Below are 9,993 nucleotides of genomic sequence, written 5' to 3'. Positions count from 1 at the left end.
CCTCGGCGCGCAGGGCGCGGAAGTTCTCGATGATGCCGTTGTGGACGACGGCGATACTGCCGGCGCGGTGCGGATGGGCGTTCTCCGTCGTCGGCCCGCCATGGGTGGCCCAGCGGGTGTGGCCGATGCCGGCGGTGGCGGGGGCGGGAGGCTCGGCCGCGATGGCGGCGCGGAGGTTCTCGAGCTTGCCCGCCGCCTTGGCGACCTGCAGCCCGGACGGGCCGACGAGGGCGACGCCGGCGGAGTCGTAGCCGCGGTACTCCAGGCGGCCCAGGCCGTCGAGGAGGACGGAGAGGGTGCGCCCCTCCGCCTCGGGGGTCGCGGCGGAGGAGATGACGGGGGCGAGGGGGCGGACGTGCCCGACGATTCCACACATGGAGCGATCGAATCATGAGTGGAGCGCTCAGGAAAGCCCATCCGCCGGGTCTCCTGTGATTCGCGGCAATCGACTGCGCGGACCTGCGCGCGATCTTGACGCATGCGTCAGACTTGGGCAGTGACCTCCTCGCACTCCCCCTACATCGAGCTGTCGCGCGAGCAGTGGCGGGCCCTGGCCTCCTCCACGCCCCTGCCCCTGACGCAGGACGACGTCGTCAAGCTCCGCGGCCTGGGAGACCCCACGGACCTCACGGAGGTCGACGCCGTCTACCGCCCCCTGACCGCGATCCTCCAGGACTACATCCTCACCTCCCGGGAGCGGGCGCGCCGCACGGCCGAGTTCCTGGGCGTCGACACAAGGCCCACGCCCTTCGTCATCGCGGTGGCCGGGTCGGTCGCGGTCGGCAAGTCGACGGTGGCCCGCCTCATCGCCCACCTCCTGGCCCGCTTCCCCGGCACCCCCCGCGTGGATCTGGTGACCACCGATGGGTTCCTCCTGAGCAACGCCGAGCTGGAGGCGCGCGGGCTCATGTCGCGCAAGGGCTTCCCCGAGTCCTACGACCGGCGCGCGCTCGTGGACTTCGTGGCCGCGGTGAAATCCGGGGCGCCCCGCGTGGAGGCCCCCGTCTACTCCCATAAGGTCTACGACATCGTCCCCGGTCGCAGCGTCGTCGTCGAGAGGCCCGACGTCCTGGTGCTGGAGGGGCTCAACGTGCTCCAACCCGCGCCGAGGGGGCGCGCGGCCGCCGAGCACCCCGATGAGCCGGGAGGCCACCCGATGGGCTCGGTGCTGGCGGTCTCGGACTTCATCGATTTCTCGATCTACGTCGACGCCGATCCCGCCGACATCCGTCGCTGGTACCTGGAGCGCTTCCTCACCCTCAAGCGCACCGCCTTCAATGACCCGGACTCCTATTTCCAGCGCTTCGCGTCGATCCCCGACGACATCGCCCTGACCGCGGCCAACGGGATCTGGGAGTCGGTCAACCTGGCGAACCTGCGGGAGAACATCGCCCCCACCCGCGGGCGGGCGACCCTCGTGCTGGTCAAGGGCCCCGATCACCATATGCGCCGCGTGCTGCTGCGCAAGTCGTGAGCCCACCGGGCGCGGGGCGTCGCGGCCGACGGCGTGCGGCGCCGTCCCGCCTCCGGCGGCCGTCTCATCATGCCGTCGGTCCTAGATGGCTCCGGCGATCCCCCTCTACTGTTGCGCCCATCACTCTCATGCCCGTCGGTCGCGTTCTCATGGCGCATCGTCCCGGGCATGCCTGCTGAGAGGAGCCTCCATGCGCGTGGGAATCCCCTGCCAACCTCCGGGCCATGCCCTGGCCGCCGCGACGCCGAGGACCGTCGCCCGAATCATCCGCCTGGGATACGAGGTCGCCGTCGAGCGCGGCGTCGGGGAGGCGGCCCGCTTCCCCGACGCCGATTACGAGGAGGCGGGGGCTCTGCTCACCGACCGGGCGGGCGCGTGGGGGGCCGATGTCGTCGCCTCCACCGGGGCGCCCGGCGAGGCCGAGCTCGACCTCATGCGCCCGGGTGCGACCCTCATCAGCCGCCTGGGCCCCGCGCGCAGCCCCGAACTGCTGGAGGAACTGCGCCGACGTGGCCTCACGGCCCTGGCGATCGACGCCGTGCCGCGCATCTCCCGCGCCCAGGCCATGGACGTGCTCTCCTCCCAGGCGAACCTCGCCGGCTACCGGGCGGTCATCGAGGCGGCCTCTCGCTTCGGCCGCCTGCTGGGCGGGCAGGTGACGGCCGCCGGCAAGTTCCCGCCGGCCACCGTCTACGTCATCGGGGCGGGCGTGGCGGGGCTCGCGGCGATCGGCACGGCGCACTCGCTGGGCGCCGTCGTGCGCGGCACCGATGTGCGCCCCGAGGTGGCCGACCAGGTGCGCTCGGTGGGGGCCGAGTTCGTGCCCGTGCCCACCGCCCAGGAGGTCTCCTCCGACGGCTACGCCAAGGAGATGAGCTCGGATCAGGCGGCGCTGGCCCAGGCCCTCTACGCCCGGGAGGCCGCGAGCGCGGACATCGTCATCACGACGGCGAACATCCCGGGCCGCCGCTCCCCCATCCTCCTTGCCCGCGAGGCCGTGGAGGGCATGCGGCCCGGCTCGGTCATCGTGGACATGGCCGCCGCCAACGGCGGCAACACGGAGCTGACCGTGCCCGGCGAGACCATCACCGCACCCGGCGGCGTCACCATCATCGGGGCGACGGATCTGGCCGAGCGCCTCCCGGCGCAGGCCTCCCAGCTCTACGGGCAGAACATCGTCAACCTGCTGACCCTCATGACCCCCGCCAAGGACGGCGCCCTCGCGCTCGACCTGGACGACGAGGTGGTCCGCGGCATCACCGTATGCGCCGACGGCGAGCTCCTGTGGCCCCCACCGCCCATCTCGGTGTCGGCGTCGGCCGCGCCCGGCGCCGCGCCGCGGCGCTCCCCCGAGGAGGAGGCGGCCGAGCTCGCCGCCGCGGCCCTGGCCAAGGCGCGCTCCCGGCGCAGGCGCCTGACCGGGATCGTGGCCGCCACCGCGCTGGCGGCGGCCCTCGTCCTGGCCACGCCGGCCGCCGTCACCAGCCACTACATCGTGCTGGCCCTGTCCATCATCCTCGGGTTCCACATCATCTCCAATGTCACCCCGGCCCTCCACACCCCGCTGATGTCGGTGACCAACGCGATCTCCGGCATCATCCTGCTGGGGGCCATCTCGCAGGTCGGCAACGCGAACCCGCTCATCAGCGCCATCGCCTTCGTGGCGGTCGCGCTGGCCACGATCAACGTCTTCGGCGGCTTCGCGGTCACCCACCGCATGCTCGCCATGTTCAGGAAGGACTGAGCCGATGCACGCAGCACTCGCCCTGCCCTCCCCGGTGGCGCTGGCCTACATCGCCGCCGCGCTCCTGTTCATCGCCGCCGCGGCGGGCCTGTCCCGCCATGAGACCGCCGTCGCCGGCAACATCGCCGGCGGGATCGGCATGGGGGTCGCCGTGGTGGCCGCCATCGGCCTGGCCCTCACCTCCCGCCCCGGCCGCGGCGTGGTGACCACCGCGATCCTCATCGCCCTGGCCCTGGGGATCGGCGCGGTCATCGGCATGGTCCTGGCCAAGCGGGTCGCCATGACCGGCATGCCCCAGCTCATCGCCGTCCTCAATGGGCTCGTGGGCCTGGCCGCCGTTCTCGTCGGCTACAACTCCTACGCCACGCCGGACGCCATGTCCCGCGCCCTGGGCGCCTTCCACCTCGGGGAGGTGTTCCTGGGAGTCCTCGTGGGGGCCGTGACCTTCACCGGCTCCGTGCTGGCCGCCCTGAAGCTCTCGGGCAAGGTGCCGGGGCGCCCCGTGACCCTGCCGGGCCGCAACCTGCTCAACCTCGGGATGCTGCTCGTCTCCGGGGCCCTCATGATCGCCTTCATGCTCCTGCCCGAGCACTCGCCGGCCGCCTGGGCGTGCCTGGGGGTCATGACGGCGCTGGCCCTCGTCCTGGGCGCGCACCTCGTGCTGGCGATCGGCGGAGGGGACATGCCCGTCGTCGTGTCCATCATGAATGCCTACTCGGGCTGGGCCTCGGCCTTCACCGGCTTCATGATCAACAACGACCTGCTCATCATCACGGGCACGCTCGTGGGATCCTCGGGCGCCTACCTGTCCTACCTCATGTGCCAGGCGATGAACCGCTCCTTCATGTCCGTGCTCCTGGGCGGCTTCGGCACCGAGGGCGCGGCGGCGCCCAGCGCCTCGGCCCAGGAGGGCGCGATCGTCGAGACCGACGCCGCCTCCCTGGCGCGCGACCTGCAGTCCGCCCGACGCGTCGTCATCACCCCGGGCTACGGGATGGCGGTGGCCCAGGCCCAGTACCCGGTGGCCGTGCTCACCGAGATGCTGCGCTCCCAGGGCGTGGAGGTGAGCTTCGGCATCCACCCCGTCGCGGGCCGCCTGCCCGGCCACATGAACGTCCTGCTGGCCGAGGCGAAGGTCCCCTACGACCTCGTGCTGGAGATGGACGAGGTGAACGACGACTTCGCGGACGTGGACGTCGTGCTCGTCATCGGCGCCAATGACACCGTCAACCCGGCGGCCGAGGAGCCCGGCTCCCCCATCGCGGGCATGCCGGTCCTGCGCGTGTGGGAGGCGGGCCGGGTCGTCGTCTTCAAGCGGTCCATGGCCACGGGCTACGCGGGCGTGGCCAATCCCCTGTTCTTCAAGGAGAACACCGCCATGCTCTTCGGCGACGCCAAGGGGACGGTGGAGGACATCATCCGCGCCCTCGATTGAGGCGCCGCCCATCGGGAATGGGGCGGGGAGCATCGAGGACGCATGGGGCGGGGCCCGGTCGGTCGACCGGGCCCCGCCCCATTCCCACGACTCGGCTCAGAGCGCGAGGCGCTCCTTGACGACGCCGGCCAGGCGGCCGGCGACGGCGTCGGCCCGCTCCTGGGTGGCGGCCTCCACCATGACCCGCACGAGGGGCTCGGTGCCCGAGGGGCGCAGGAGGACCCGCCCGGTCTCGCCGAGTTCGGCCTCAGCGGCGGCGACGGCGTCCTGGACGCCCTGGTCCGTGCCCGCGGAGGCCTTGTCCACGCCCTTGACGTTGATGAGGGTCTGGGGCAGGCGGGTGACGATGCTCGCGAGCTCGGCGAGGCTCTTGCCGCTGCGCTTGACGCGGGCGGCGATGTGCAGGGAGGTGAGCACGCCGTCACCGGTGGTGGCGTGGACGGTGTCGATGACGTGACCGGACTGCTCGCCGCCGAGCGTGTAGCCGCCGGCGAGCATCTTCTCCAGGACGTAGCGGTCGCCCACACCGGTCTGGACGGTGCGGATGCCGTGGTCGCGCATGGCCAGGATGAGGCCCAGGTTGCTCATGACGGTGACCACGAGGGTGTCGGAGCCGAGCGTGCCGTCGGCCTTCATGCCCAGCGCGAGCAGGCCCATGATCTGGTCGCCGTCGACGAGGTTGCCATCGGCGTCCACCGCGAGGCAGCGGTCGGCGTCGCCGTCGTAGGCCACTCCCATGTCCGCGCCCACGGAGGGCACGTAGCGCTGGAGCTGCTCGGGGTGGGTGGACCCGCAGTCGGCGTTGATGTTGAGGCCGTCCGGGGAGGCGTTGATGACGATCACCTCGGCGCCCGCGGCGCGCAGGGCGGCGGGGCCCACGGCGCTGGCGGCTCCGTTGGAGGCGTCGACGACGATCCGCAGGCCCGACAGGTCCGTGGCCACGGAGTCGACGAGGTGGTTGATGTAGTTCTGGTCCGCGACCGTCTCCCCCTTGATGACGCGGCCGACCTCGGCGCCGGTGGGCCGGTTCTCAACGCCTCCGAGCAGGGCCTCGATCTCATCCTCGACGGCGTCCTCGAGCTTGTAGCCGCCGCGGGCGAAGAACTTGATGCCGTTGTCGGGGAAGGGGTTGTGGGAGGCGGAGATCATGACGCCCAGGTCGATGTCCTGGGTGGCGGTCAGGTGGGCGATCGCGGGGGTCGGCAGAACGCCGACGCGGGTGACGTCCACGCCGGAGGAGGCCAGGCCCGAGCTGATGGCGTGGTCGAGGAACTCGCCGGAGGCACGGGTATCGCGCCCGACGATCGCGCGGGGGCGGGCGCCGCCGGAGCGCGCGCGGGCCTCCTTGGTCAGGACGCGGGCGGCGGCCTCGCCGAGCTGGACGGCGAGGGCGGGGGTGAGCAGGTCGTTGGCCAGGCCCCGAACGCCGTCGGTGCCGAAGAGTCGTGCCATGGATGGGTTCCTCTCGTGTCTGGATTCCGAGGAGCATCCTCCCACTGTCCGCCGCATCGCGCACCGGCAACGGCACCACCAATGCTCCACCAGCAGCATGGACGGCGCCCCGTTCGCCTCCCGCAGGAGCGGGGCGGACGGGGCGCCGTCGTCGATGAGCGCGGTGGCGGCTCGGGGCCGCCGGACCGGGATGGGTCAGCGCTTGGAGTACTGCGGAGCGCGGCGGGCCTTGTGCAGACCGGCCTTCTTGCGCTCGACGATGCGGGCGTCGCGGGTCAGGAAGCCGGCCTTCTTGAGGGCCGGGCGGTTGGCCTCGCGGTCGATCTCGTTGAGGGCGCGGGCGATGCCCAGGCGCAGGGCGCCGGCCTGGCCGGAGACGCCGCCGCCGTGAATGCGGGCGACAACGTCGAAACGGCCCTCGAGGTCGAGGATGGTGAAGGGGGCGCGCACGAGCTGCTGGTGCAGCTTGTTGGGGAAGTAGTCCTCCAGGGTGCGGCCGTTGAGGGTCCACTTGCCGGTGCCGGGGATGAGGCGGACGCGGGCGACGGCCTCCTTGCGGCGGCCAAGGCCCGCCCCGGGGGCGGTGATGGACTGCCCGCGGCCCTCAACGGAGGAGCCGCCGGTCTCGGTGGTGTAGCTGGAGGGGGCGTTCTCCTCGTCCAGCGCTTCGATGTCGACAGTGGTCTCAGCCACGATGTGTCCTTTGCTTGTCGCGGGGTGCCGAGCGCTGGAGCGCTTACTGGGCGACCTGGATGATCTCGAAAGCCTGCGGGTTCTGCGAGGCGTGCGGGTGCTCGGGGCCGGCGTACACCTTCAGCTTCTTGAGCTGGGCGCGGCCGAGCTTGGTGTGAGGCACCATGCCCTTGATGGCCTTCTCGACGGCGCGCTCGGGGCGCGTCGCCAGCAGGTCGCGGTAGGAGACGGCCGTCAAACCACCCGGATAGCCGGAGTGGCGGTAGGCGAACTTGCGGTCGGCCTTGCCGTTGGTGAGGACCACCTTGTCGGCGTTGATGATGACGACGTAGTCGCCGCAGTCGGCGTTGGGAGCGAACTGCGGCTTGTGCTTCCCACGGAGCAGGTTCGCGGCCTGAGCCGCGAGGCGGCCGAGAACGACGTCGGTGGCGTCAATGACGTACCAGTTCTTCTCGACGTCGCCGGGCTTCGGTGTGTACGTGCGCACGGGCGTTGCCTTCGTTTCTCTTGGCGAGCGGTCACGTCGATGAGCGTTGAAGCGTCGCCGTTCGACGGGACCGCCATGGTCAGGTGAGGTGGTCGGAGCACTCGTGCCCCGGGGCGAGTGGGATGGCACCGCGGTGGCGCGTTCAGCGTGCTGCACGACGGTTGCCCACATTACCGGCGCTTGTCAGGGGGGTCAAAAGAAGGGGCCGCGCTCCTGCCGTGAATCCCGCCACGCCCCTCTCGCCGAGACCGGTCGATATCGCGATCGAAACCGGTCGTGTGTCCACAGCCCGACCGGGACGGAACGAGCGTCGTCGTCCCTGTGGACGGCGAACCGGTCTCGCTGTCGTTTTCAACCGGTCTCGGCGCAGGGGACGGGGAGGGCGGGGAGGGAGCGCAGGACCCGGGCGCGCTCGGCCTGGGCGGCCAACTCGTCATCGGCGGGGTAGCCGACCCGCTCCAGGGTGAGGCCGTGCGCGGGGGCGACCGGCGCGGCGGCCTCCCGGCTCGTGCGCCGGAGGATCCTCGCGGGCCAGTCCTCGTCCCTGCGCCCCTGACCGACCGCGAGGCAGGCGCCCACGAGCGAGCGAACCATCGAATGGCAGAAGGCGTCGGCGACGACGTCGAGCACCACGAGGCCCGCGTCGGCCCCCTCGCGACCGACGGCGTCGCCCGGCACCCGGGACCACTCCAGGCGCCTCAGGGCCCGGATCGTCGTGGCGCCCTCGCGGGGCTTGCAGTAGCCCAGGAAGTCGTGCTCGCCGAGCAGTGGCGCGGCGGCGCGGCGCATGGCATCGACGTCGAGGGCCTCGGGGACCCACAGCACGCTCCCCCGCCGCCGCGGGTCCCGCACCCCGGCCACGGGCCCGCCGTCGGCGATCCGGTAGCGGTAGGCGCGCTCGGTGGCGGAGAAGCGCGCATCGAACCCAGCCGGGGCCTCGCGGGCCCCGCTCACGACGACGTCGCTCGTCCCCCGCGGAACGATCCCCGCGCCCCCGCCTCCGGCGCTCCGACGGGCCTCCCGGGCGAGAACCCCCGCCAGCCGGGTGAGCAGCGCCTGTGCGGGAGGCCGGTCCGAGCGGCCGGGGAGCGCCCGCCAGGCCTCCTGGGCGACGTCGAAATGCGCGACCTGCCCCGCGGCGTGGACACCCGCGTCCGTCCGCCCGGCCACTGTCAGCCGCACGGGAACGCGCAGCACCGTTCCGAGCGCCTCGGTGAGCACGCCCTCCACTGTGCGAAGGCCCGGCTGCGCCGCCCAGCCCGCGAATCCCGCGCCGTCATAGGCCAGTTCCAGGCGCACGCGCACCAGCGGGGCGTCGCCGATCGTCTCCTCCATGGCCCTATTCGATCACGGGTCCGGGGATCGTCCTCGCCCCGCCCCGCCCGCTTCCGGGGCGTCTCGTCGCGCTTGGCGGTAGCGTCGTCCCCGTGAGCACGAATCCCGGAGCCCCGAGCCACGCGAGCCGAGCCAGTCGTCCCAGTCATTCCTCAGTGACAACGTTGTCCGTCGACTGCGGGGGCGGCGGCATCAAGGCCTCCGTCCTCGACGCCGAGGGGACGATCTGCTCGCGCGCCGTGCGCACGCCCACCCCCTACCCGCTGCCACCGCTGAAGCTGGTCGAGACGATCGCCGGCCTCGCCGAGCAGTTGCCCCGGGCCGATCGGGTCACCGTGGGGATGCCGGGGATGATCCGCCACGGCGTCGTGGTCGCCACCCCCCACTACATCACGAAGGACGGCCCGCGCTCCAAGGTGCTCCCAGAGCTGGCCGAGGCCTGGCACCGGTTCGACATGGGCTCGGCCATCGCCGACCGCCTCGGCCTGCCCTCGCTCATCCTCAATGACGCCGAGGTCGCCGGCGCCGGGGTCGTCACGGGGCACGGCCTGGAGATGATCGTGACCCTGGGCACCGGACTGGGCAACGCGGTCTTCGACAACGGGGTCCTGGCCCCGCATGTCGAGGTCTCCCAGGGGCCCGTCCGCTGGGGATTGACCTACGACGACTACATCGGCGAGCACGAGCGCCTCCGCCTGGGCGACGCGCACTGGTCCCGCAGGGTGCGCCGCGTCGTCGACGGGCTGCGCCCCATGTACCTGTGGGACCGCCTCTACCTCGGGGGCGGCAATTCGAGGAGGATCACGGCGCTCCAGCTGACCCGCATGGGCGACGACGTCGTCGTGGTGCCCAATGAGGCGGGGATGACCGGCGGGGCGCGCTGCTGGACCATGGCTCGTCCCTAGACGCTCCCCGAGCGGGGCGCGCCGGCCGTGAGGACCGCCACCGGCGCCCTCACGGCCTTCCGCTTCCGCCGCCGCCCGCACGGAACAACTGCGGGCAGACGCCAAGGGGCCCACCCGGAGTTCCGGGTGGGCCCCTTCCATCAGTCCCCGTCAGTTCTCACCGCCGGGGACCGACTGAGGATCAGGCGCGGCGTCCGCGACGAACCAGGAGGATGCCGCCGCCGATGACAGCGCCCGCGATGAGCACGGGAACCATGATGCTGGCACCGGTCTTGGCCAGCGAGGGCTTCGACGTCGGCTGGCTGTTGGACGGGGCCGGGGCCGCAGGAGCGGGGGCGGCGGGGCTCTTGGGAGCCTGGGCGCCGGGCTGCTGCGGGGCGGGCGCCGGAGCGGCGGCCTCGGTGGTGGCCGGGGCGGTCGCGGCCGGCGTAGTGGCCGGGGCCGGGGCGGGCGCGGGGGCCTCGGTGG

General features: G+C 72.5%; 9 protein-coding genes and 1 pseudogene. 4 read left to right on the top strand and 6 right to left on the bottom strand.

Annotated features, from left to right (window positions below):
• Window positions 1-376 (bottom strand): annotated as a pseudogene (locus B1H55_RS11580) (glutamine--fructose-6-phosphate transaminase (isomerizing)); the annotation flags it as partial.
• A 120-nt stretch (window positions 377-496) separates the two neighbouring features.
• Here B1H55_RS11580 and coaA point away from each other — a divergent pair.
• From coaA to B1H55_RS11565, 3 genes are all read left to right on the top strand, one after another.
• Window positions 497-1,474, top strand: coding sequence for a type I pantothenate kinase (coaA, locus tag B1H55_RS11575; RefSeq protein WP_073451420.1), 978 nt, complete (start codon window positions 497-499; stop codon window positions 1,472-1,474).
• 190 nt (window positions 1,475-1,664) lie between these two features.
• Window positions 1,665-3,218, top strand: coding sequence for a Re/Si-specific NAD(P)(+) transhydrogenase subunit alpha (locus B1H55_RS11570; RefSeq protein ID WP_073451421.1), 1,554 nt, complete (start codon window positions 1,665-1,667; stop codon window positions 3,216-3,218).
• A gap of 4 nt (window positions 3,219-3,222) precedes the next feature.
• Window positions 3,223-4,653 (top strand): NAD(P)(+) transhydrogenase (Re/Si-specific) subunit beta, encoded by a 1,431-nt coding sequence (locus B1H55_RS11565; RefSeq protein ID WP_073451422.1) that lies wholly within the window; start codon window positions 3,223-3,225, stop codon window positions 4,651-4,653.
• A 96-nt stretch (window positions 4,654-4,749) separates the two neighbouring features.
• On the opposite strand, the gene glmM is transcribed toward B1H55_RS11565, so the two are convergent.
• The 4 genes from glmM to B1H55_RS11545 all read right to left on the bottom strand — a co-directional run bounded on the left by glmM (window position 4,750) and on the right by B1H55_RS11545 (window position 8,620).
• A complete protein-coding gene (gene glmM, locus B1H55_RS11560; RefSeq protein WP_073451423.1) occupies window positions 4,750-6,105 on the bottom strand; it encodes a phosphoglucosamine mutase in 1,356 nt (451 codons plus the stop codon).
• A 195-nt stretch (window positions 6,106-6,300) separates the two neighbouring features.
• On the bottom strand, window positions 6,301-6,798 hold the full coding sequence (rpsI, locus tag B1H55_RS11555) for a 30S ribosomal protein S9 (protein WP_073451424.1): 498 nt from the start codon (window positions 6,796-6,798) through the stop codon (window positions 6,301-6,303).
• Between the two features lie 43 nt (window positions 6,799-6,841).
• Complete coding sequence (gene rplM, locus B1H55_RS11550; protein ID WP_073451425.1) at window positions 6,842-7,285, bottom strand: 50S ribosomal protein L13; 444 nt, start codon at window positions 7,283-7,285, stop codon at window positions 6,842-6,844.
• Between the two features lie 351 nt (window positions 7,286-7,636).
• Window positions 7,637-8,620, bottom strand: coding sequence for a tRNA pseudouridine synthase A (locus B1H55_RS11545; protein ID WP_077240471.1), 984 nt, complete (start codon window positions 8,618-8,620; stop codon window positions 7,637-7,639).
• A gap of 155 nt (window positions 8,621-8,775) precedes the next feature.
• Here B1H55_RS11545 and B1H55_RS11540 point away from each other — a divergent pair, with 155 nt between their 5' ends.
• A complete protein-coding gene (locus B1H55_RS11540) occupies window positions 8,776-9,525 on the top strand; it encodes an ROK family protein (RefSeq protein ID WP_073451427.1) in 750 nt (249 codons plus the stop codon).
• A 181-nt stretch (window positions 9,526-9,706) separates the two neighbouring features.
• Here B1H55_RS11540 and B1H55_RS11535 read toward each other — a convergent pair.
• Window positions 9,707-9,993: LPXTG cell wall anchor domain-containing protein (locus B1H55_RS11535; protein WP_143222429.1), on the bottom strand; the 287-nt coding region annotated here is incomplete at its 5' end.

The organism is Actinomyces denticolens (assembly GCF_002072185.1).
GTDB classification, from domain to species: Bacteria; Actinomycetota; Actinomycetes; order Actinomycetales; family Actinomycetaceae; genus Actinomyces; species Actinomyces denticolens.
The sequence above is the reverse complement of the archived record's forward strand: the minus strand, read 5'-3'. Positions and strand labels throughout refer to the sequence as shown.

Bases quoted from the DNA above. Each gene is read 5' to 3' on its own strand.
- B1H55_RS11565 (WP_073451422.1), top strand. From the start codon at position 3,223: ATGCACGCAGCACTCGCCCTGCCCTCCCCGGTGGCGCTGGCCTACATC.
- B1H55_RS11570 (WP_073451421.1), top strand. From the start codon at position 1,665: ATGCGCGTGGGAATCCCCTGCCAACCTCCGGGCCATGCCCTGGCCGCC.
- B1H55_RS11545 (WP_077240471.1), bottom strand. From the start codon at position 8,620: ATGGAGGAGACGATCGGCGACGCCCCGCTGGTGCGCGTGCGCCTGGAA.
- glmM (WP_073451423.1), bottom strand. From the start codon at position 6,105: ATGGCACGACTCTTCGGCACCGACGGCGTTCGGGGCCTGGCCAACGAC.